The organism is Corynebacterium sp. HMSC22B11 (genome assembly GCF_001815965.1).
Taxonomy (GTDB): domain Bacteria; phylum Actinomycetota; class Actinomycetes; order Mycobacteriales; family Mycobacteriaceae; genus Corynebacterium.
In genome coordinates, this window is the sequence record NZ_KV823466.1 from 33,474 (window position 1) to 54,516 (window position 21,043).

The window sequence follows — 21,043 nt, forward strand, 5'->3', positions numbered from 1 at the left end:
CGGGCTGCAGAGCAGGTCCCCACCGCCGGGGTGCAGCCCTAGCCCAGGGGTTTATGCTGTCCGCCCCCCAAGCGCAAACGCTCAGCTCTTGCCACGCGCAACAGAAAAATCCGCCCCGGGCGCTGTATTGCGCTCCGGGGCGGATCAGTGGGCTGCCGCCTGTTGCGGTGTTAGCCCAGAATCTGGCGCCCCATGACCATGCGGCAGATCTGGTTGGTGCCTTCGTAGATCTGGGTGATCTTGGCGTCGCGCATCATGCGCTCCACCGGGAAGTCACGAGTGAAGCCGTAACCACCGAGCAGCTGAACCGCGTCGACGGTGACCTCCATCGCGACGTCGGAGGCGAAGGCCTTGGAACCGGCGGCCATCAGACCCAGGCGCTCCCCACCCTCAGCGACCCCGCGCTCCGCGTTGGACGCTGCGGTGTAGATCATCAGCCGGGCAGCATCGATCTTCATCTTCATATCGGCGAGCATGAACTGGGTGTTCTGGAAGTCCGCGATGGCCTTCCCGAACTGCTTGCGCTCCTTGACATATGCCACGGCCTGGTCGAACGCGCCCTGGGCGATGCCGAGAGCCTGCGCGCCAATGGTCGGCCGGGTGTGGTCCAGGGTTTGCAGGGCGGTCTTGAAGCCCGTGCCTTCCTCGCCGATCATGCGGGAAGCCGGCACGCGGCAGTCCTCGAAGTACAGCTCTGCGGTCGGGGAACCCTTGATGCCGAGCTTGTGCTCCAGGCCACCGACGCGGAATCCCGGGTCGTCCTTGTGAACCATGAACGCGGAGATGCCCCGGGCCCCTGCCTCCGGGTCGGTGACAGCCATGACGGTGTACCAGGAGGAACGCCCGCCGTTGGTGATGAAGCACTTGGAGCCGTTAATGACCCACTCATCGCCCTCGCGCACCGCGCGGGTCTTCATCGCGCCAGCATCGGAGCCGGCCTCGCGCTCGGTCAGCGCGTAGGAGGCGAGCTCACCGTTGGCGATATCCGGGAGCACTTCCTGCTTCAGCTCGTCGGAGCCGTTGAGGATCAGCCCCATGGTGCCGAGCTTGTTCACGGCCGGGATGAGGGAGGACGAGCCACAGACGCGGGCGACCTCCTCGATCACAATGACGGCCGCGAGGGAGTCCGCGCCCTGACCACCGCACTCCTCCGGGACGTGGATCGCATTGAACCCGGATTCGTTCAGCGCCTTGAGGGCCTCCTCCGGGAAACGCTCATTTTCATCGACGTCCTGCGCGTACGGGGCGATGTCGCGCTCCGCGAGGCCGCGGATGGCTTCGCGCAGCTCCTGGTACTCCTCAGGGAGCTTGAATGGTTCGAAGTCCGGGTTGAATCCCATAGGTGACCTCCACAAATTGCGTTCAGGAATTGTGTTCTAGATAACTATCTGACACTGTAGCGCGCCACGGGACACCGGGGCAGCATTGTCACGATTTCACAACTTTTTAGCCCTTCCGGTTCTCGGTTTTTCCGCAGCTCAGTTACCCTAAAATTCATGATTCAGTCCCAGCCATATAGCGACGCCACCCCAGCATCCCAGCCAGGTAATGAGGGCACCGCCCCTGCGAATCCTGCCGTGTTGCCGGGCGCAGCCACCTCCGCTCGCGCAGACAAGCACGCTTCCCGGTGGGCCCGGCGCGCCGCTGCGGGGCTGGGCGCCGCAGCACTAGCACTGACCGCTGCCTGCAGCTGGGGATCCGACTCCCCCGAGGACGCCAAACCGCAGTCGCTGTCCTCACAGACGGATCGCGAATCCACCGCCACTGTCCCTTCCGAATCCACTGGCCTGGCGGCCGCCGATGACGAGCGCAAGCGCGACGGCCTGTGCGCCACCCCTGACCTGAAGATCGATACGGACAACATGCAGGGTGCGGCCGGCAGCACCCTGCTGGACATCGTATTTACGAACACTGGCGACGAGGAGTGCTCGCTCGAGGGCTACCCCGGGGTCAGCCTCGTGACCGATAACAACGGCACGCAGCTCGGCGCCAGCGCCGATCGCGAGGAGTCCGGCGAGTCCGACAAGGTGACCCTCCAGCCGGGAGACCGCGCAACCGCCTCCGTCCGAATCACGAAGGTCGGGGCGCTGGACCCTGAGGAGTGCAGCCCGAAGGCTGCCGACGGGATCCGCGTCTACCCGCCGGAGGAGACTCGCTCCGCCTATGTCGAGTTCAAGGGGCTCGAGGGCTGCACCGGGAAGGATAAGTACATGTCCGTGCAGCCAGTGCGCGCAGCCCAGTAGCAGCTGACCAGGGGGTTCCATGGGCGCAGCGAGGTCAGTGCGGTTCGCCACTTTCGCCATCATTCTCGCCGCCACCGCGCTCAGCGCATATCGGGTGGCCGGCCGCACCCTGTACTGGGATGACTTCCTGATCCCCGCCACCTACGGCGCCCCGGAGCAGCTCTCGTTCACGGAACTCTTCCTCCCCCACGACGGGCACCTCATGCCCGGCGCGATCGCCCTCCAACTAGCGGCCGACCGCACCGCCGCCCTGGAATGGTGGCTGCCGGCCACGCTGATCGTGGTCGGCACCTTTGTGTCTGCTGTGCTGTGGGCTGCCAGTGGGGTCGCTCGAGGTCGCCCGTTGGTGCTCGCCCTGCTGTGTTTCTCCCCATTCCTGGGGGTTGCGCTGGGCTGGTGGTCGGCGGCCATCAACGCGCTGGCCTGGCAAATCACCTGCGCTGTGGCGCTGTTGCTGCTGCGCCGAACGAGGCCGTCTTCTCGCGCTCGGCTTGCAGTGCGCGGTGCTGCGGTGGCTGTCACAGTCTTCGTCGGGTTGCTGTTCACGGAAAAGGCACTCTCCATCCTCCCCCTGCTCACCGCATTGGCGCTGTTCTTCCCGTCCTTCCTCTATCCCCGGTGTCAGGACGTCGCGTCGCGACGCATGCGGGTCCTCACCCTTGCGCCTGGGTGGTTGGTCACCGCCGCGTGGGCGGTGCTCTATGTTGCGGTGACGCGGACTGCGCCGTCCACCGGGGAGGCGTCGGGGTCCGTGGTGTGGGGTGCGGTACCGCGGGCGCTGCGGGACGCAGTTCTCCCCGGGGTTCTCGGTGGGCCGTGGAGCTTTGAGCGTTGGGCGCCTGGTGGCAGCTTCGCCTCCCCCTCGGCTGCAGTGGGCTGGCTCGCTGCGGTCGGGGCCATCGTACTCGTGGCGGTGTGGCTTTTCCGGCATGGCCAGGGGCCCGTTGGCACTCGGCTGCGGGCCGGCGGGCTGGTGCTCTCCTTGGGTTACCTGGCGCTGGTTTTCCTCGCCCTAGCTCTGGCCCGCTCTGGCGCCAACACGGCGGACGTGATCACCGCCTCGCTGCATTATTACGCTGATGCCTTCACCGCGGCCGTCCTGTTGTGCACCGCGGCTGCCGTGCAGGCGAAGGCCCGAGCGCTCCCCGACCATCGGATCGCTGGCCACGCGGCGGCAGCTGATGGGGACCCGCGGACAAGCACCACGCGCCGTCATGGCACCAAGGGCAAGTCCCAGGCTCCGCATGCCCGCACTATCGTGCAGGCCGTCCTCGTCGTGGGATTCATCGCCTCCTCCACCGCCACGACCGTCAGCTACCTGGATAGCTGGCATGACGATGAGACCGCCGAGTGGCTGCGCACCGTCACGTCCAGCCTGCGGGCCGCACCCGCCCCGCTTCTGCCGCAGCCCGTCCCGGCCATGATCGCGAACCGCTACGACGGCCCGCGGGTCGATATCGGCGAGGTCGCCCGCTCCCTGCCTGACTGGCCCGGCGTATCGGCGGGGACGCCACGCCCCACGTTCCTCAACGACGAGGGGAAGCTGGTGGCCGCGGACGTCCTAAAACTGGCGGTCAACGAGCAGCCAGACAGCAAACAATGCGGGCAACGGATCCCCCTGAACAAACCGACATTGGTCAAGCTCAGCGCGCCACTGAAATTCGGCGAATGGACCTGGGTGCTGAACACCACGGCGAGCACCCCCGTCACGCTGCGCATCCTGACCCCCAATGGGCTCGAAAGCTACGAGGAGTCCCTGGCCCGCGCCCACCGGGTCGCTGTCCCGGCCGAACTGAATCAGCAGCACGTGCGGGTCTCCGGGGGCGGGAACACGATCGAGGTTCTGGCGACCCCGCAGCAGCGTTCCACCCCTGCGGGCGGCAACTACCTGTGCCTGGGAGCAGGTGCTATCGGTCCGCTCCTCCCCATGGAGCGCTCGGCACACTAAACTTGAGATCCGGGCGAGCGCGACTGCGCCCCGCCTCAGAACCGAAAGGCTAGAACCGGACTATGGCAGGTGGACTCGCCGCCCTCTTGGATGACGTCGCGCTGATCGCGAAAAAGGCAGCGGCCACGGTGGATGACGTCGCTGCGGCCGCCGGGCGCACGAGCGCGAAGGCCGCGGGAGTGGTGGTCGACGACGCCGCGGTGACCCCAAAGTTCGTCCAGGGCGTGACCCCTGCCCGCGAGCTGCCGATCATCTTCCGCATCGGGCGGGGCTCACTGTTCAACAAGCTCGTGATCATCCTGCCGCTGGCGCTGCTGCTGAGCTGGCTCGCCCCGTGGGCGCTGATGCCCCTGTTGATGGTGGGCGGGTTCTATCTCTCCTTCGAGGGGGCGGAGAAGGTCGCCGAGAAGCTCGGAATCGTCGCCCATCCCGACGCCGAGAGCGAAGAGGCCGTCGAGGAGGACGCGCTGGTAAAGCAGGCGATCCTCACGGACTTCATCCTCTCGGCGGAGATCATGGTCATCTCGCTGAACGAGGTGGCCACCGAACCCTTCTTCAACCGCACCCTCATCCTCATCATCGTCGCCCTAGCGATCACGCTCGGTGTCTACGGCTTCGTGGGCCTGCTGGTGAAGATCGACGATATCGGGCTGCGGCTCATCGCCACCAATAAGCCCGCGGCTGCTCGCTTCGGCCGGGGCCTGGTCACGGCGATGCCGAAGATACTGAACACCATCGCGGTGATCGGCACCTTCGCGATGCTCTGGGTGGGCGGGCACATCCTGCTCTCCGGGTTCGACGAGCTCGGCTGGCATTGGCCACACGAGGTCGCCGCAGCTGCGAGCGGTGCCGTCGAATCCTGGGGAGGTTTCGCCTCCTGGACCGCGGAAACCCTGTGTAGCCTCGGGTTTGGGCTCGTCGCCGGGTTCATCGTGCTTGGCATCGTCGCTGTGTGCAAGGCGATCGCGACGTCGATAAAGAAGAAGTAGGGAAAACATGCTGGATGCAAGAAACGTTGCCCTCGTCCTGGAAGGCGGCGGCATGCGCAATAGCTACACCGCGGCCTGCATCGACCAGCTACTCGCCCATGAGGTGAAGTTCGGCTGGGTCGGCGGGGTGAGCGCAGGTGCCTCGCACACCGTGAACTTCCTCTCCGGCGACCGGCTGCGCGCCCGCGAGAGCTTCATCACCCTTCCTGCCCACCCCACGGCGGGCGGGATGTCGTCCTTCATGCGGGGCAACGGCTACTTCAATTCGGACTTCATCTACGAGCAGGCCGCGCTGCCGAACGCATCGATCCCCTTCGATTTCGAGACCTTCTTCGCGGACGACACCCCCTTTTCGATCAGCGCGTTGCGGGCCGACACGGGAGAAACGGTCTCCTGGGGTCGCGGTGACCAGCACAACGACGGCGACCTGATGAAACAGGTTCGGGCTAGCTCGACGATCCCCGCCCTGATGCCGACGACCATCATCGACGGGGTGCCCTACGTGGACGGTGCGCTGGGTGACACGGGTGGCCTCGTGCTGCCGAATGCGATCGAGGCCGGCTTCGATAAATTCCTCATCCTGGCGACGAAGCCGCGCAACTACACGCGCCCGGCGATGGGGTCTCCACAGCTCGTGCGCCTGTTCAACCGCAAGTACCCGGCGGTGGCGGAGGCTGCATTGACGAGACACGAGCGTTATAACGCGGTGCGGGAGCAAATGACCGAGCTGGAGCGCCAGGGTAAGGCCATGATCTTCTACCCGGAGAACATGATGGTCACCAGCACCGAGCGCAAGGTACGCGCGCTGCGGCGAAATTACGCGCTGGGGATGCAGCAGACGATGCGGGAGCTCCCCCGGTGGTTGGAGTTCCTGCGGGACTAGTCCGCTGCGCAGAAATGGCCTGAAGAACCCGGGGCTGACCGCCGAGCCTCAGCTTTCCGAAGCCCAGCATAACCGCAGTTCAGATAGGCTATCCTTGCTAGCTAAACGCGCATTAATAGGCGAATATGTGCGTATGCTTAAAAATCTCCAACGCTACTGGCTGGTCTACCTCGCGCTGGTAGTCCTGGCCACGACGGGCGCGCTCCGGCTGATGAAGCAGCCAGTCGCCGCACAGTGGCTCGCCTCAGTATTCATCGTGGCGGTCATCCTCTGGGTGGGTGCGGACATGATCCGCGACCTGCTGCGCGGGCACACCGGCCTGGATATCCTCGCCGTCGTGTCGATGACGGCCACCTTGCTGGTCGGTGAGTACGTCGCGGGCCTGATCATCGTCCTCATGATCACCGGGGGCGAGGCCTTGGAGGATTACGCGCAGGCCCGCGCGGAGCGCAACCTCACGAATCTTCTCAACCGCGCCCCGCAGCACGCGCTCCGCCTGCTCTCGGCGGATTCCGACGAGGTCGAGAAGATCGCGGTGTCGGACATCGCGATCGGGGACGTCATCCTGGTCCGCCCAGCCGAGCAGATCCCGGTGGACGGCACGCTGCTTTCCGAACACGCCAGCGTGGACGAGTCCGCGCTGACCGGCGAGCCCCTCAGCGTCGATAAGCACACCGGCGACGAGGTGATGTCTGGCTCCCTGGCTGGCCACGCGGCCCTTCGTCTGCGGGCGGATCGGGTGGCCGCGGATTCTCAATACCAACGGATCATCGACCTGGTGGCCACGGCCCGCGAGGAAAAGGCCCCGGTCGTGCGCATCGCCGACCGTTTCGCGCTCCCATTCACGGTCTTCGCCGTTCTCCTCGCCGCGGTGGCGGCGTTCGTCGCTCAGGACGCCACCCGCTTCGCCGAGGTGCTCGTGCTGGCCACCCCGTGTCCGCTGATCATCGCAGCCCCGGGGCCTTCCTGGGTGGGCTGTCGCGCGCCTCTGAGCGGGGCATGGTGGTCAAAGGCGGTGGCGTGCTGGAACAGCTCGCCACGGTGCGCTCCGCCGCTTTCGACAAGACCGGCACCCTCACGTCGGGCCGGCCGCAACTGGAGCACATCGATACCAGCAATGGCTGGCAGGAAGACCAAGTTCTGGCTCTCGCCGCGGCAGCGGAGCGCGGTTCCACCCACGCGCTCGCCGAGGGGATCATGCAGGCCGCCGAGGCCCGTGGGGTCACCGTCCCCACTGCCACGGATTTCGAAGAAATCGCCACGAATGGTGTGGCTGCCGAGGTCGGTCGGCACCAGGTCCGGGTCGGCAAGCTGAGCTTCATCCAGCAGACCGACCCGGCGGCGCATGCGGCGGAGGTGCTATCCGGGGAGACGGTCGCCTATGTCGCGGTCGACGGCCAGTTCGCTGGATCACTGCACATGGCCGACCAGGTACGCCCGGAAGCGGGTGCGTTGATTCGCTGGCTACGCAACCAGGGTGTCGGCAAGCTCGCGATCCTCACCGGGGACGCGGAACCGACGGCAAATGCCGTGGCCGAAAAACTGGGCATCAACGAGGTCCACGCCGGGCTGCTACCGAAGGACAAGGTGGAGCTGGCGGGCAACCTCGCTCCCCACCCGACGATGATGGTCGGCGACGGCATCAATGACGCCCCGGTGCTCGCCGCGGCAGACATCGGCATCGCCCTGGGCGTGCGGGGAACGACGGCGGCCGGCGAGGCCGCGGACGCCGTCATTCTGAAGGACAGCCTCGCTCCCCTGGCCGAGGCGATCGAGATCGCTCGGCACACGCTGCGGACCGCCAAGACCTCGATCATCATCGGTATCACGCTCTCGGTGGGGCTGATGCTGGTGGCGGCATTCGGGTACATCCCGGCGGTCGCGGGCGCCCTGTTGCAGGAGGTCGTGGACCTCGCGGCGATCCTGTACGCGCTGCGGGCGCTACAGGCGCCAGTGGCCAATCTCGAGGGTTCCGCGCAGCGCTAGCCACACCGCTCACTCCTCGCCTGCCCTCATGCTGGGGCGCTGCGCACGCTCTGCAGGCTTCTGACCCGGCCGTTACAGTGGGACTCAAAGGGCACCACTGTGGCTGGTCGCCCCGGACCGGCAACCAGCCGCAACTGCTTCTTTAAAAAAACAGAAACTTAGGTCTGAATTCGAGGAGCGATTGAACCCATGGCTATGACAGTCGGCGAAATGATGGTTAAGGCTCTGGCCGAGCACGGGGTCTCCAAGGTCTGGGGCGTGGTGGGCGATGCCCTCAACCCCATTACGGACGCAATCCGGCGCGAGGATCGCATCGACTGGATTGGTGTGCGCCACGAAGAGGCCGGCGCCTTCGCCGCCTCCGCGCAGGCCCAGCTCACCGGTGAGCTCGGGGTGGTCATGGGCACCGTCGGACCCGGCGCGATCCACCTGCTCAACGGGCTTTATGATGCTCAGAAATCCCACGCCCCGGTGCTTGCCATCGTGGGCCAGGTCCCGCAGGCCTCCATCGGGACGAACTTCTTCCAGGAGGTCAACAACGACCGCCTCTTCGACGACGTCTCCGTCTTCACCGCGACGGTTACCACCGCCGAGCAGATGCCCTACCTCTTCGAGCAGGCCGTGAACGCCGCGATCGCCCAGAGTGGCGTGGCGGTTCTGAGCATCCCCGCCGACGTGGGCGGCCTGACCCTGCCCAAGGAGGCCACCACCCCACGCTTCGCGCCGAAGCCCGCGGGGTCTACCCCGTCTGCCGACCGGATCGGCGAGGCGGTCAACGCCTTGCAGTCGGCGGAGAAGGTCTCGCTGCTGGTAGGCCGCGGAGCGCAGAACTCCCGCGAGGAGCTGCTGGAGCTGGCCGAAATCCTGGACTCCCCGATGGTGTTGACGCTTAAGGGCAAGGAGTTCCTTGAAGACGAGAACCCATGGCAGCTCGGCCAATCAGGGCTGATTGGTAACCCGGCGGCGATTAAGGCCATGGAGGAATCCGACACGATCTTCATGATCGGCACGGACTTCCCCTACCGGGAGTGGATCCCCTCCGGCAAGCAGATGATCCAGCTGGATATCAACGCCAGCCACATCGGTCGCCGCGCCCAGATCGACGTCGCCCTGGTCGGTGACGCCACCGAAAGCCTCCGCCTGCTGATCGGCGCGCTGCGCAGCGCCGGCGTCGAAAAGGATGCGAAGGACTGGGCAGAAGGGCTACGTAAGCGCTACGAGCGCTGGCTGGACAGGCAGAAGAAGCTCGCTAACCCGCACTTCGATGAAACGCTGCTCGGCAAACTGCGTTCGCTGGGCGATAACCCCAGCAAGCGGATCCGCCCGGAGGGTGTGGCCACCGCGCTGGACGAGGTCTGCGCCGACGATGCGATCTTCACCTCGGATACCGGAATGTCGACGGTGTGGCCCTCCCGGCTGCTGCCGATGCGTGGCACCCGGCGCCTCATCGGTTCTTATAATTTGGGTTCGATGGCCAACGCCTTGCCGATGGCGCTGGGCGCGCAGGCAGAGTACCCGGATCGCCAGGTCGTGGCCATGGCCGGCGATGGTGGGCTCATGATGTTGGCGGGCGATCTGCGCACCGCGGTGACCTACGATTTGCCTATCACCGTCGTGGTTTTCAACAACACGAAACTCGGCATGGTGAAGCTGGAAATGGAACAGGTCGGCCTTCCGGAGTACGGTACTGATTTGGATAATCCAGACTTCGCTGAACTTGGCCGTGCCATGGGCCTGGAGGCGGTGCAGGTCTCCGAGCCAGAGGAACTGGCCGAAGCCCTGCGCACTGCGGTGCACTCCCCCAAGCCCTACCTGGTCGAAGTTCTCACCAACCCCGACGAGGTGTCGGTGCCGGGCGAAATCGAACCCTCCCAGGTTTATGGTTTCGCCCGGGCGAAGGCGCTAGAGCTCCTTCCGGATGTGAACTTCCGGAAGTAGCGGGAAGCACCTTCAAGGGAAAAGTTAAGAATGAGAAGCATCAAAATTGGGTTGGCGCTCGTCGGGCTACTGGTCGGCGCTGGCTTCGCAACCGGCAAGGAAGTTACCCAGTACTTCGTCAGCTTCGGCACGATGGGTGTGTGGGGTGTGCTCGTCGCAGCCATCACCACCGCCGGTGCCGCGATCGTGGCGATGACGGCGGGAAGTTTCTTCCTCGCCGAGGAGCACTCCTCCGTATTCAACCGCATCTCGCACCCGATCATCTCCAAGGTGATGGATGCGGGAGCGACCGTCACCCAATTCGCGATTGGCTTCATCATGATCGCCGGCGCCGGGGCCGTCGTCGAGCAGCAATGGGGCATTCAGCCCTGGATCGGCGCCCTGAGCCTGACGATCATCATCGCCCTGGTGGGTTTGTTGGACGTGGACCGCGTCTCGACGATCATCGGCGGAGCGACGCCCCTGATCGTCGTGGTGATCCTCATCGTCTTCGTGTGGGTGCTGCTGAATAAACCGGACGGCTCTTTCACGGAGCTGGCTGCCATCGGAGCACAAAACGAGTCCCCAGTGCGGCCATGGTGGCTCTCCGCCCTGAACTACACGGGCATGACGCTGGCCACCGGCATCAGCATGATCCTGGTCATCGGTGGCGATAGCGCCAACATGCAGAACGCGATCCGCGGTGGCCTGCTGGGTGGGCTGATCTACAGCACCATGGTGGTCATCGAGGTCATCATGCTGCTGCTGGCCGCCCCACTGGTCCTCGGCTCCGACGTCCCGATCCTGGCACTGACGACGCACATCGCACCGTGGTTCAGCCACTTCGCCAGCGTGGTCGTGGTGTTCATGGTTTTCAACACAGCCCTGGGCATGTTCTATGCCCTGGGACGCCGCCTGACCGCCAAGAAGCCGGAGGCCTACCGCCCGGTGTATCTGCTGGGTGTGCTGGTCGGCTTCGGCGTGAGCTTCGTGGGCTTCGGCGACCTGGTCAACATCGTCTTCCCGATCCTGGGCTGGATCGGCATGGTCATCGTGGGCGCGTTGATCCTGTGGCGCTTCAAGACGGCCAGCCGCATCGAGGCAGAGGGCAAGGCCCGCTCCCGCATCTGGAAGTACGCCACGGCTCCGGCCAAGGCGTCCACCCGTGACCTGCGCCGCATCGCGACGCTCATCCGCGGCACCGCACCGGATAACGAGCGCTTCCGTGAGAAGCTGCAGGATGAGTTGGAGCAGCAGCATGAGGGTGAGGGCGAGTATGAGGACTCCCCGGAGGCCGCCCAGCACCAGGAGATGCTCGACAAGCTCGAGGAATACGACGAACGCTACGCGTCGCAGCAAGCCGCGGCGGCGTCGGATCAGGCCCCTGACGCTGCAGCGTACGCGCCGAAGCAGAGCTAGGACCAGCGTGGGCGCGGCGGCTGCCAGCCTTCGAAGCGCTCCAAGGTCTCGGCCGCGCCCTCGGTGAGGATCAGCGAATCAAAATCCGCCGCGCGGATGAAGCCCTCGCCGGCCATCGCGGCCAGCCCCGTGACCAGCGGCTGCCAGAACCGGGAGTTACACAACGCCACTGGCTTGCCGTGGGTGCCTAGCTGGAGGCCGGTCCACACTTCGAAGACCTCGTCGAGGGTGCCAACCCCACCCGGCAGCGCGACGAAGCCATCCGCCAGGTCGGTCATTACTTGCTTGCGCTCGGCCATGGAGTCCACCACCAGCAGCGCGGAGAGCCCGGGGTGAGCGATCTCCTCATCCACCAGGTGCCGCGGCATCACGCCGACCACGTGGCCGCCGTTTTCTAGGACGCCGTCGGCGATCTCCCCCATCAGCCCGACGTGGCCGCCGCCGTAGACCAAGGTGATGTCGCGGTCCGCCAGCTGCTGGCCGAACTCGCGGGCCTGCGCCACGTACTTCTCCCCCATGCCGGTCTTCGCACCGGTGAACACGGTCAGCGAATTGATCCTGCGCTTCAGCGCAGGCCCGATGCGCTGGGCCAGCAGCGGGGCGAGCTGTTCATCCAGCTCCTCGGGTGTGGTGATGTCCAGCCACCGGGTCTCCGCGATCTCTGCTTGGCCACCGGCCACCTGCCCCAGCGCCTCGTTGTACGGGTGGGTGTACACGGTGCTGCGCACCTTAAAACCCTCCTCGTTGGCAGCCTGCGCGCTGAAGATGCCTAGGAAGCTCAGGTCTTCCTCCTTGAGCTCCACCCCGATCTCTTCGGCGGCCTCCCGCGTGGCAGCCTGCGCACTGGACTCCCCGGCTTCCGGCTTGCCGCCGGGCAGCTGGAAGTAGGGCGAGCCCTCCTTGCGCACACAGAGCACCCGGCCCTGGGGGTCCTGGATCACGGTGGCGCTGACGGTGATGAGTCTTTCGGATTCAGTGCTGCTCACGGGGTCCTTTCGGTGGGGATTGGCGTCTAAAAAGGGCTCGAAGCAGGCCCTGGAAAAGAACGGGAAGGGAAGGTTCACGATAACAAGACGGCAAAAGCGCCCGACCGGTAGGCCGGGCGCTTTGTCTTGAGCGCGAAGCGTGCTTTCTAGTCGACGTCGTCCGCCTGGGTCTGGTGGACGGTGCCGTGCGCGTGGTGCGGCGGGGCGTAGATGCTGTAGAGCTTCATCGGCTCATCACCAATGTTGATGATGTTGTGCCAGGTCCCCTTCGGAACGATGACTGCCCAGTCGGCGGAGACCTCCTCGGTGAAGGTCACCTCATCCTTGGACGGGCCCATCTCGACGCGGCCGCGGCCGGACTCGAGGCGCAGGAACTGGTCCTCCTTGGTGTGAACCTCGTGTCCGACGTCGCCGCCCACCGGGATGCTCATCACGGTGACCTGGAACTGCTCCCCAGTCCACAGCGCGGTGCGGAATGTCTCGTTATCGAGGGTTTCCTTCTCGATATCGACGACGAACGGCTTCGGGCCCTGATCTCGTGTCTCTGCCATGACTACTCCTTGTTCTTGAGATTTTCCGGCTTAGTCGGCTTCGGCTGAGCCAACCGTATTCCGTGGTGAAACGGCTACACCTCAATTGTAGGCGCGATCGTTCAGGCCCGTCCGGGTGGAATGGCAGCACGCGAGGTAGGGCTTAGGCCCCGCGGCGGCGCAGCAGCAGCCAGGCGCCAGCCGCAGCGAGGACGACGACGCCCGCTCCGATGCCGACGTTGCGGGCCGTGTTCCCGGACTCCTCCGAGGACGCCGCGGCTGCAGGCTCGCTGGAGTCTTCCTTCTTGTCGCCGCCCTTCGCATCACCGCCAATGACCCCCCGGATCCAGTCAGCCTGCTCCGCCACCGGTGCCACAGAGACAGCGGCGTTAGATTTCATCTCCTCCTCCGTCGGGTTCTCCGGGTCCTCGAAGAGACCGGCGGACATGATGCCGGCGACCTTGCCGTCCGCAAAGATCGCACCACCGGAGTCGCCCGGCTGGATGCGCGCACCGTCCTTCAGGGCAACGTCGAGGGCCTTCGGAGCCTCGTAGAGCGCGAGCGGCGAGTCACCGCGGACCTTTGCCTTGGCGGACGGCAGCTTGGTGGAACCACCGGAGCCATCGGAAGACCAGCCGTAAATGTTGACGTCCCCGGTGGGCACCTCATCCGCGACCTCAGCGAAGGTCTCCAGGTTGATCTCCTGCTCAGTGTGGAGCAGGGCGATGTCCCCGCGTGGGGCGGCCTCGTGACGGTCCACCTTGTACACCCGCTGGTCGTCGCCCTGGCCGATGCGCACCGAACCGCCCGGCTTGGCGGCTGCGTCGATGCAGTGGCGGGCGGTGATCACCCAGTGGGGGTCGATGGCGGTGCCGGTGCACACGCCCTCTTCAGGGTCAGAATCATCAACGCGGACGGAGACGACCGGCTTTGCCTCTTCGGTGTCCCCGGCGAAGGTCTTGCTCTCCATGGCACCGGCTGGTGCGATGGCGAGTGCTCCTGCTGCGACCACCCCGGCGGCCACGCTAGCTGCGAACTTCTTCATTTTTATCCTTTCCAAACACCGCGGTGATGCGGCGAAGCAGAGTTTCCAGCGGCCCACGGTCACACACCGCGAGCCACGCATAAGAGATGAGGATGGCGCCGCCCAAGCTGATCCAGAAGCCGAACCACTCCGGTGCCAGCCGATCCGCCGTGAGCACGTGGATGCAGTAGATCGTGAGTGGCATACGGCCCAGCGGTGCGAGCCAGCCGATCCAGCGCTGCAGCAGGCAGCACAACGAGCAGATGCCCACCGACGCCCCGATGCTTCCGATGATGTCGCCCAGTCCACCGGTATGGCCGCCGACGTCGAAAAACTCAGGCAGCATGGTGTACCAGCGAAGCGCGAGGTCCACGGCGAAGAGCCCCAGGCCGACAACGAGGCCGAGCCAGAGCAGCTTCGGGCTGAGCATGTGCCGCCGGAAGAGCATCCCGGCGATCATCAGCGCTCCCCACGTCAACGGCGAGTAGGGCCAGAAAGCGGGAATAAGCACCGTCGCGGTGGACGCCAGCACCGCCGATCCAAAGGTCAGCACGCAGGCCAGCCACAGGAGGACGGGCGAGCTCCAGCGCGGCGCCCAGGCGAGCAACGCCATGCAGAGTCCGATGGTTCCGAGCACCACGAACACCTGCCCGGTGAACGGGGCGAGCGCGAAGTGCAGAGCAATCAGGCATAGTCCACGCACGATGAGTTGCGCGGGGCGCGCCCGCATGTAACCCATCGACACCCCGGAAATGAAAGCGAAGAGTGCTGCCGGGAAGCCGTAGAACACCTGGACAGCCACGCCATCCAGGTAGGTCAGGTGGGCGACCATCATGCCGACGAGCGCAACGGCGCGCGCGACGTCGATACCAACGTTTCGGTTCTGCATAGCTGGGACGGTACGCAGGCCGATGTTGCGGGGACGTTAACGCGGGCACAACACCCGTGCCGTTACGATCGATGCCATGACAATCCGCGTTCTCGTCGTCGACGACGAAAGCTACCTCGCCGACGCCATTTGCACCGCACTGAACAGCGCAAACATGCAGGCCACTGCGGTCTACGACGGTGCCACCGCGCGCTCATCGATCGACGATATCCGGCCCGACGTCGTCGTCCTGGACCGCGACCTTCCAGGCATCCACGGCGACGACATCTGCCGCTGGGTGGTCGATACCCACCCGGCGACGAGGGTGATCATGCTGACCGCCTCGGGCACCCTGGACGACCGGCTGGAGGGCTTCGACCTCGGCGTGGATGATTACCTACCCAAGCCCTTCGAGGTCCCGGAGCTCATCGCACGGGTTAATGCGCTAGCTAAGCGAAACCTGCCGGTGCGCGGCGAGGTCTACCGGTGCGGCGACGTGCGGCTGGACACCTTCCGCCGCGAGGTCACCCGGGGTGGGGCGCCGGTGGCCTTGAGCCCGAAGGAGTTCGCGGTGTTGGAGGTCCTCATGGAGGCAGCCGGTGGGGTGATTTCCGCCGAGGATCTGCTCGCGGAGGCGTGGGACGAGAATGCCGACCCATTCACGAACTCCCCGCGCGTGACGGTCTCCCACCTGCGCAAAAAGCTGGGCGAACCGCGCATCGTGCACACCGTGGCAGGTGCTGGTTACTACGTGGCGGAGGCGCCGCGATGAAGTTGAGCTTGCGGGCACGGATCACCGTGATGTTCTTAGGCACCGTCTTGGGCGTGGGGTTGGCGCTGATCGGGCTGGTGTATGCGTATTTGAAGCTCACGCCGGTCCCTTTCATGGCCCAAATCCCGACGCCGGATGAGGGGCTAGTCATCGACGGGGCGGTGCCGATCGCCGATGAGGTTCTGCGCCGCGTGCTGGTGGCCTCCCTGACCGTATTGGCGCTGCTCACCGCGGTCGCTGGGGTGATCGGTTGGTTCGTGGCTGGGCTCGTGATTAAGCCGCTTCGGGATTTTGCGCACGACGCCGCGACCGTCACCCGGGGTGACTTGAGTGCCCGCATCAGCCACCAGGGCCCTGATGACGAGGTGGGCGAGTTGGCGGATGCGCTGAACGCGATGCTCGACGAGCTGGCGGATGCCCTCGAGCGGCAACGCCGCTTCGCGTCGAACGCCTCCCACGAGCTGAAGACTCCGATCGCGACGATCCAGACGATGGCTGATGTGGCCCTGGCCAGTGGCGATGAGCAGGTGCTGCGGGACACCTTGGGGCGGGTGCGCGAGGTCAATGCACGGGCCGCCGATACCGTGGCTTCGTTGCTACAGCTGGCGAACGTGGACGTCCGGGATCGCCAGGAGCTGGATTTGGCCGCGCTATGCCGTGATATCGGTCGTGGGCAGAGCGTGCCGGTGGCGGCGGAAGCGCTCACGGTGGCCGCCTCCCCCACCCTGGTGCGTCAGGCGGTGGAGAACATGGTGCGCAACGGGATCACTCACGGCGAGGATCCGTCCATGACGGTGGCACAGGTGGGTCGGAACGCGGAGATCACCGTGGAGTCAGGTGGGCCGCAGCTGGACGCGGCGGAGGTTCGCACGTGGGTGGAGCCCTTCGCCCGGGCGCAGCGGACCTCGGGGGCCGGTCAGGGCCTGGGGCTGGCGATCGTCGACGCAATTGCTAAGGCCCACGGCGGTTCGGTGGAACTGACTCCGCGGGCTGAAGGTGGGCTCATCGTGACGCTGCGGCTGCCTGCTTAGAGGGTGAGCGCAGCTCCGGAGTGCCTCTTAGGCTTCGAGCACGTAACGCAGGATCTCCACGACCTGGTCGGTGGTGGTGCACCACGCCTGCGCGGCGGCGTCGACCTCCTTGAGCGGGTGGACGATGTCCTCGCCATGCAGCGTGACATAAGGCTTGTCCAGTGCCGCGCAGTAACCCGCGTCGAAGGCGGCATTCCACTGCTTGTACTGGTCCCCGAAGCGGACGACGACCATGTCGGCCTTCTCAATCAGGGTGCGGGTGCGGATGGAGTTCACCTTCGAGGACTGGTGATCGCGCCAAAAGCCCGCGGGTGCCTCGCCGAGGTGGTCGCCGGCTGCGTCGCTGGCGGGGTGGTCGGTCACCGGCGCGGTGAATACGACGTCGAGCCCGGCGGCCTCCGCGCCGCGCTGGATCTCTTCGCGCCAGTCGGTGTGGATCTCGCCGGACAGGTACACGTTGAAGCTCAAGGCCTTTTCTCCTTACGGTTTTTGACGTTGACCTTGAAGTTTACGACGTGTCGTCGCAAAGTCACCTTCTCATTCGTGAAGCCGATGTAAGTGTAATCGCTTGGCGCGTAGCATTGGCGACATGCGCATTTACACCGTGGGCCACTCCAACCTCGACTTCGAGGACTTCGCTGAAATGATCAAGGCTGCCGGTGTGGCATCCATCGTGGATGTGCGCAAGCTGCCCGGGTCCAGGAAGTACCCGTGGTTCAACGACGACCACCTTGCCGAACACCTTCCCACATGTGGCATCACTTACAGCAGAAGCGAGGGCCTCACCGGGCGGCGCAACGTGTCCCACTCGGTGCCGTTTGAGGTTAACGGCAACTGGCGTAACCGCAGCTTCCACAATTACGCCGACCATGCGCTCGGCGAGGAGTTCTCGGACGCGCTCTCGCAGCTACGGGCGAACGCCGCCGAAACTCCCACCGCGATCATGTGCTCCGAGGCGGTGTGGTGGCGCTGCCACCGGCGTATCATCGCCGACCACCTCATCGCCCACGGTGACGAGGTTGGCCACATTATGGGCCTGGGTGCAGCCGAGGCGAAGGTAAGCGAGGCAACGCTCAACGACGGCGCAGTCATCGGCAAAGATCTCCTCGTGCGCTACCCCGAGCGGGGCTAGCGCGTACACCAGAGGCCAGGGGGGTGCGGAAACTCGGACTACGACTCAGTCAGCCACGGCATCCTCCTCGGCCTGACCTCAGGCGCGACCTACGCCTTGCATTCATGGAGCGCCCGCCACCTTATAAGCAGCAGCATCGGAGGCACACCAGCGGACAGCACGCTCAAAGCCGACGCCGCCGTCATGTCCGCCGACACCCTGTTCAACACCATCCCCACCGGGATAGGCGTGGACGTCAACGTGAAGATCTTGGACAACTTCGCCACCCACCTCGCCCCCGCGTTGGGTTGGCAGCCGAACCACAAAAGCCCAGTTATCGGCTACCCCATCGACTAATTTCTGCAGGTCGCAAGCTCTTCGCTCCAACGTCAGTTCAGTGCGTGTTGAATATTTCAGTGAATACTGTATAGTTCAACACATGCTGACTATTGCTTCACGCCCCGACGTCATGAACCGGCTCGGCCGGGCTATGGCCGATCCGACGCGCTCCCGAATCCTGATGACCCTACTCGACGGCCCGAGCTACCCAGCCGTGCTTGCGCGCGACCTGGACCTGACCCGCTCGAACGTCTCGAACCACCTGACCTGCTTGCGCGACTGCGGCATCATCGTCGCCGAGCCGGAGGGCCGCAAGACACGCTACGAAATCGCCGATCCGCACCTCGCGACAGCGCTCAACGCACTAGTGAACGCGACGTTGGCTGTCGACGAAAACGCCCAGTGCATCGACCCTGAGTGCTCGGTGCCCGGCTGCGACGGAAAAGGAGCGGACGCATGAGTTCAGCATGTGGATGCGAACACGAACCAGCCACGGAGATCGAAGATCTCGATCGGCCATGGTGGAAGGACCCCGAGTTGCTACTGCCGATCTTCTCCGGCGTAGCCCTCTGCATAGGTCTGGCGCTGGACTGGTCCGGACTAGAGACACCCGCGACAGTTCTGTTCTGGATCGGCCTGCTGCTAGGGGCGTATACGTTCACGCCCGGCGCTATCCGGAACCTTGCCACGAAGCGCAAGCTCGGCATTGGTTTGCTGATGACGATCAGCGCGGTCGGCGCGGTAATCCTCGGTTACGTCGGAGAGGCGGCGGCGCTAGCGTTCCTGTACTCGATCTCCGAGGCGCTTGAAGACAAGGCGATGGACCGGGCCCAAGGCGGACTGCGGGCACTGTTGAAATTGGTACCGCAGACCGCGACGGTGCTGCGCGACGGTACGACGGCCGAGGTCGCAGCGAAGGACCTCGTGGTTGGCGAGCTGATGCTCGTGCGCCCCGGAGAGCGGATCGCCACGGATGGCATCATTCGGTCTGGACGTTCCAGCCTTGACACCTCAGCGATCACCGGAGAATCCATTCCGGAGGAGGTCGCACCCGGCGACGAGGTGGCCGCGGGAGCGATCAACTCCGCCGGTGTGCTGGAGGTCGAGACGACCGCAGCTGGAACGGACAACTCGCTGACCACACTCGTGGACCTGGTCGAGCAGGCGCAGGCGGAAAAGGGCGACCGCGCCCGGATCGCCGACCGGATTGCCCAACCCCTAGTGCCCGGAGTGATGATTTTGGCGGTGCTGGTCGGCGTGATTGGCTCGCTGCTGGGCGACCCCGAGACGTGGATCACCCGCGCGTTGGTGGTCCTGGTCGCAGCGTCGCCGTGCGCGCTGGCAATCTCCGTGCCGCTGACAGTCGTAGCCGCGATTGGCGCGGCCAGCCAGTTCGGCGTGGTCATCAAGTCCGGCGCGGCGTTCGAGCGGCTCGGTGGAATCCGTCACCTGGCGGTGGACAAGACCGGAACCCTTACCCGCAACCAGCCCGAGGTTACCGGCGTGGTTCCGGCAGACGGATTCGATCGGGCTCAGGTGCTTGCTTTCGCGGCGGCAGTTGAGCAGCAATCGACGCACCCCCTCGCCGCGGCGATCGCGGCAGCGGTGCCCGAAGCGCCCGCTGCCCAGGACATCAGCGAGGAAGCCGGACATGGCATCGGCGGCACTGTCGAAGGTCGACGGGTGCTGGTGGGCAGCCCCCGGTGGATCGACGCCGGGCCACTAAAGGCAGACGTTGAGCGCATGGAGTCCGAGGGCCAGACCTGTGTCCTTGTCACCGTCGATGACGCCCTTGCCGGGGCGATCGGGGTCCGCGACGAGCTGCGGCCCGAGGTGCCCGAAGCCGTGCAGACCCTGCACGCTAACGATGTGGAAGTAAGCATGCTCACCGGCGACAACACTCGCACCGCCCGGGCGCTGGCTGAAATCGCCGGAATCGACGACGTGCGCGCCGAGCTGCGCCCGGAGGACAAGGTAAGCATCGTCGCCGAACTCTCCTCCAAGACGCCGACGGCGATGATCGGCGACGGCATCAACGACGCGCCGGCACTGGCGGGCGCAACGGTGGGCATTGCGATGGGAGCAACCGGCTCTGACGCCGCGATCGAGTCCGCTGACGTCGCCTTCACTGGCCACGACCTCCGGCTGATCCCGCAGGCGCTGCAGCACGCCCGCCGAGGCAGCAGGATCATCAACCAAAACATCGTGCTGTCTCTGGCCATCATCATCGTGTTGATGCCACTGGCGATCAGCGGTGTACTGGGCCTGGCCACCGTCGTGCTGGTACACGAAGTCGCCGAGGTCATCGTGATTTTGAACGGCCTGCGGGCTGCGCAAGCGAAGCGCTGAGACACACTTTTGATGTCGAGCTTCACCGACACGGTCCGCGACTACCTGGGCAGTGTGTTTGGCAAAGGGCCCACACCCATCAGTGTTGCCGAGCCGTTGTCGGTCCAGTTGCCGTAACCGACTAGATGCAGATTCTCCACGTCAGATTCGCGGCCGCGCATAAGGTGGCGGAATGAGCCAAGTGCCGGACGGAAACCGGTGCACCAGATCAGGTGGTCGTGGTCGAGCTCGCTCAAGCTATCGACGATGGGGGGTAGCGGTGCGCTGACCGGAGTTGCGGAGCTCACGTAGATGAGGAAGCGCGACAATCTCCCCGAGGTTCGGGCCGAAATCGCCGCCGAGAATCCGGCGGCTGCCCGCGTTAAACGTTGAACTTAAAGTCCACGGAGTGTCGTCGATAAATAACCATTTGATGCGCGCGTGCGGAATTAACAACGAAATACCGCTAAAACAGACAACATATGGGGTGCACAGAAACACATATAAGTTCTGCGGAAAACCTATAGGGTGCGTCGCTAAAAACCGCTGTGCGCGAAAAACATAAAGGGTTTACGGACCCGGTCCCAGACCCCTCAATACTCTGAGCCGGAAGAATGGAAAGTGGAAGGTTGATGGGAGTTGTCAGTGGGTGAATGCGCCACCTCGACT

The 21,043-nt window shown here is 65.1% G+C and carries 19 protein-coding genes and 1 pseudogene; 14 read left to right on the forward strand and 6 right to left on the reverse strand.

Annotated features, from left to right (window positions below; genetic code table 11):
• Positions 1-170: 170 nt before the first annotated feature.
• Positions 171-1,340: an acyl-CoA dehydrogenase family protein gene (locus HMPREF3088_RS00140; protein ID WP_070757462.1), complete on the reverse strand. Its 1,170-nt coding sequence runs from the start codon at positions 1,338-1,340 to the stop codon at positions 171-173.
• A 156-nt stretch (positions 1,341-1,496) separates the two neighbouring features.
• On the opposite strand from HMPREF3088_RS00140, the gene HMPREF3088_RS00145 reads away from it, so the two are divergent.
• The 8 genes and pseudogenes from HMPREF3088_RS00145 (at position 1,497) to HMPREF3088_RS00175 (ending at position 11,385) form a co-directional block, all read left to right on the forward strand.
• Positions 1,497-2,243 carry a DUF4232 domain-containing protein gene (locus HMPREF3088_RS00145; protein WP_070757463.1) on the forward strand — a complete coding sequence of 249 codons (747 nt, stop codon included), beginning with the start codon at positions 1,497-1,499 and terminating at the stop codon, positions 2,241-2,243.
• A gap of 37 nt (positions 2,244-2,280) precedes the next feature.
• On the forward strand, positions 2,281-4,191 hold the full coding sequence (locus HMPREF3088_RS00150) for a DUF2339 domain-containing protein (RefSeq protein ID WP_246817950.1): 1,911 nt from the start codon (positions 2,281-2,283) through the stop codon (positions 4,189-4,191).
• Positions 4,192-4,253: 62 nt separating this feature from the next.
• Complete coding sequence (locus HMPREF3088_RS00155) at positions 4,254-5,180, forward strand: DUF808 domain-containing protein (RefSeq protein WP_070757467.1); 927 nt, start codon at positions 4,254-4,256, stop codon at positions 5,178-5,180.
• Positions 5,181-5,187: 7 nt separating this feature from the next.
• Entirely contained in the window at positions 5,188-6,063 is an 876-nt protein-coding gene (locus HMPREF3088_RS00160) for a patatin-like phospholipase family protein (protein ID WP_012359902.1), read from the forward strand.
• A gap of 397 nt (positions 6,064-6,460) precedes the next feature.
• Positions 6,461-6,967, forward strand: a pseudogene (locus tag HMPREF3088_RS10800) (heavy metal translocating P-type ATPase); the annotation flags it as partial.
• Between the two features lie 95 nt (positions 6,968-7,062).
• Entirely contained in the window at positions 7,063-8,049 is a 987-nt protein-coding gene (locus HMPREF3088_RS10805; RefSeq protein ID WP_256374465.1) for an HAD-IC family P-type ATPase, read from the forward strand.
• Positions 8,050-8,238: 189 nt separating this feature from the next.
• Positions 8,239-9,987, forward strand: coding sequence for a thiamine pyrophosphate-dependent enzyme (locus tag HMPREF3088_RS00170; RefSeq protein WP_070757469.1), 1,749 nt, complete (start codon positions 8,239-8,241; stop codon positions 9,985-9,987).
• Positions 9,988-10,017: 30 nt separating this feature from the next.
• The gene (locus HMPREF3088_RS00175; protein WP_070757471.1) at positions 10,018-11,385 is read left to right on the forward strand and encodes a YkvI family membrane protein; all 1,368 of its coding nucleotides are present in this window, start codon (positions 10,018-10,020) and stop codon (positions 11,383-11,385) included.
• On the opposite strand, the gene HMPREF3088_RS10015 is transcribed toward HMPREF3088_RS00175, so the two are convergent.
• From HMPREF3088_RS10015 to HMPREF3088_RS00195, 4 genes are all read right to left on the reverse strand, one after another.
• On the reverse strand, positions 11,382-12,371 hold the full coding sequence (locus HMPREF3088_RS10015) for a TIGR00730 family Rossman fold protein (RefSeq protein ID WP_083317271.1): 990 nt from the start codon (positions 12,369-12,371) through the stop codon (positions 11,382-11,384). The genes HMPREF3088_RS00175 and HMPREF3088_RS10015 overlap by 4 nt on opposite strands.
• A gap of 146 nt (positions 12,372-12,517) precedes the next feature.
• Positions 12,518-12,922 (reverse strand): cupin domain-containing protein, encoded by a 405-nt coding sequence (locus HMPREF3088_RS00185; RefSeq protein ID WP_012359897.1) that lies wholly within the window; start codon positions 12,920-12,922, stop codon positions 12,518-12,520.
• A 142-nt stretch (positions 12,923-13,064) separates the two neighbouring features.
• Positions 13,065-13,946: a trypsin-like serine protease gene (locus tag HMPREF3088_RS00190; protein ID WP_015381424.1), complete on the reverse strand. Its 882-nt coding sequence runs from the start codon at positions 13,944-13,946 to the stop codon at positions 13,065-13,067.
• Positions 13,927-14,814, reverse strand: coding sequence for a DUF418 domain-containing protein (locus HMPREF3088_RS00195; protein ID WP_070757473.1), 888 nt, complete (start codon positions 14,812-14,814; stop codon positions 13,927-13,929). Before HMPREF3088_RS00195 ends, HMPREF3088_RS00190 begins: the two co-directional genes overlap by 20 nt.
• A gap of 82 nt (positions 14,815-14,896) precedes the next feature.
• Between HMPREF3088_RS00195 and HMPREF3088_RS00200 the strand changes: the two genes are divergently transcribed.
• Together HMPREF3088_RS00200 and HMPREF3088_RS00205 are read left to right on the forward strand one after the other, a co-directional pair.
• Complete coding sequence (locus HMPREF3088_RS00200) at positions 14,897-15,565, forward strand: response regulator transcription factor (RefSeq protein ID WP_210401459.1); 669 nt, start codon at positions 14,897-14,899, stop codon at positions 15,563-15,565.
• Positions 15,562-16,596 carry a sensor histidine kinase gene (locus HMPREF3088_RS00205; RefSeq protein WP_070757477.1) on the forward strand — a complete coding sequence of 345 codons (1,035 nt, stop codon included), beginning with the start codon at positions 15,562-15,564 and terminating at the stop codon, positions 16,594-16,596. The genes HMPREF3088_RS00200 and HMPREF3088_RS00205 overlap by 4 nt, the downstream gene beginning before the upstream one ends.
• A 27-nt stretch (positions 16,597-16,623) precedes the next feature.
• Here HMPREF3088_RS00205 and HMPREF3088_RS00210 read toward each other — a convergent pair whose 3' ends face one another.
• A complete protein-coding gene (locus HMPREF3088_RS00210) occupies positions 16,624-17,064 on the reverse strand; it encodes a YtoQ family protein (protein WP_070757479.1) in 441 nt (146 codons plus the stop codon).
• Between the two features lie 121 nt (positions 17,065-17,185).
• Between HMPREF3088_RS00210 and HMPREF3088_RS00215 the strand changes: the two genes are divergently transcribed.
• The 4 genes from HMPREF3088_RS00215 to HMPREF3088_RS00230 all read left to right on the forward strand — a co-directional run bounded on the left by HMPREF3088_RS00215 (position 17,186) and on the right by HMPREF3088_RS00230 (position 20,395).
• Positions 17,186-17,728 carry a DUF488 domain-containing protein gene (locus HMPREF3088_RS00215; RefSeq protein ID WP_070757481.1) on the forward strand — a complete coding sequence of 181 codons (543 nt, stop codon included), beginning with the start codon at positions 17,186-17,188 and terminating at the stop codon, positions 17,726-17,728.
• Positions 17,729-17,911: 183 nt separating this feature from the next.
• A complete protein-coding gene (locus HMPREF3088_RS10580; RefSeq protein ID WP_246817951.1) occupies positions 17,912-18,064 on the forward strand; it encodes an alkane 1-monooxygenase in 153 nt (50 codons plus the stop codon).
• Positions 18,065-18,146: 82 nt separating this feature from the next.
• Positions 18,147-18,506: a Cd(II)/Pb(II)-sensing metalloregulatory transcriptional regulator CmtR gene (locus HMPREF3088_RS00225; RefSeq protein ID WP_070757485.1), complete on the forward strand. Its 360-nt coding sequence runs from the start codon at positions 18,147-18,149 to the stop codon at positions 18,504-18,506.
• A complete protein-coding gene (locus HMPREF3088_RS00230) occupies positions 18,503-20,395 on the forward strand; it encodes a heavy metal translocating P-type ATPase (RefSeq protein ID WP_070757487.1) in 1,893 nt (630 codons plus the stop codon). Before HMPREF3088_RS00225 ends, HMPREF3088_RS00230 begins: the two co-directional genes overlap by 4 nt.
• The last annotated feature ends 648 nt before the right edge of the window (positions 20,396-21,043 follow it).

What these genes read in the sequence shown, in the direction of transcription:
- HMPREF3088_RS00140 (WP_070757462.1), bottom strand. Translation starts at nt 1,340, where the DNA reads ATGGGATTCAACCCGGACTTCGAACCATTCAAGCTCCCTGAGGAGTAC.
- HMPREF3088_RS00145 (WP_070757463.1), top strand. Translation starts at nt 1,497, where the DNA reads ATGATTCAGTCCCAGCCATATAGCGACGCCACCCCAGCATCCCAGCCA.
- HMPREF3088_RS00155 (WP_070757467.1), top strand. Translation starts at nt 4,254, where the DNA reads ATGGCAGGTGGACTCGCCGCCCTCTTGGATGACGTCGCGCTGATCGCG.
- HMPREF3088_RS00160 (WP_012359902.1), top strand. Translation starts at nt 5,188, where the DNA reads ATGCTGGATGCAAGAAACGTTGCCCTCGTCCTGGAAGGCGGCGGCATG.
- HMPREF3088_RS10805 (WP_256374465.1), top strand. Translation starts at nt 7,063, where the DNA reads ATGGTGGTCAAAGGCGGTGGCGTGCTGGAACAGCTCGCCACGGTGCGC.
- HMPREF3088_RS00170 (WP_070757469.1), top strand. Translation starts at nt 8,239, where the DNA reads ATGGCTATGACAGTCGGCGAAATGATGGTTAAGGCTCTGGCCGAGCAC.
- HMPREF3088_RS00175 (WP_070757471.1), top strand. Translation starts at nt 10,018, where the DNA reads ATGAGAAGCATCAAAATTGGGTTGGCGCTCGTCGGGCTACTGGTCGGC.
- HMPREF3088_RS00185 (WP_012359897.1), bottom strand. Translation starts at nt 12,922, where the DNA reads ATGGCAGAGACACGAGATCAGGGCCCGAAGCCGTTCGTCGTCGATATC.
- HMPREF3088_RS00190 (WP_015381424.1), bottom strand. Translation starts at nt 13,946, where the DNA reads ATGAAGAAGTTCGCAGCTAGCGTGGCCGCCGGGGTGGTCGCAGCAGGA.
- HMPREF3088_RS00195 (WP_070757473.1), bottom strand. Translation starts at nt 14,814, where the DNA reads ATGCAGAACCGAAACGTTGGTATCGACGTCGCGCGCGCCGTTGCGCTC.
- HMPREF3088_RS00205 (WP_070757477.1), top strand. Translation starts at nt 15,562, where the DNA reads ATGAAGTTGAGCTTGCGGGCACGGATCACCGTGATGTTCTTAGGCACC.
- HMPREF3088_RS00215 (WP_070757481.1), top strand. Translation starts at nt 17,186, where the DNA reads ATGCGCATTTACACCGTGGGCCACTCCAACCTCGACTTCGAGGACTTC.
- HMPREF3088_RS10580 (WP_246817951.1), top strand. Translation starts at nt 17,912, where the DNA reads ATGTCCGCCGACACCCTGTTCAACACCATCCCCACCGGGATAGGCGTG.
- HMPREF3088_RS00225 (WP_070757485.1), top strand. Translation starts at nt 18,147, where the DNA reads ATGCTGACTATTGCTTCACGCCCCGACGTCATGAACCGGCTCGGCCGG.
- HMPREF3088_RS00230 (WP_070757487.1), top strand. Translation starts at nt 18,503, where the DNA reads ATGAGTTCAGCATGTGGATGCGAACACGAACCAGCCACGGAGATCGAA.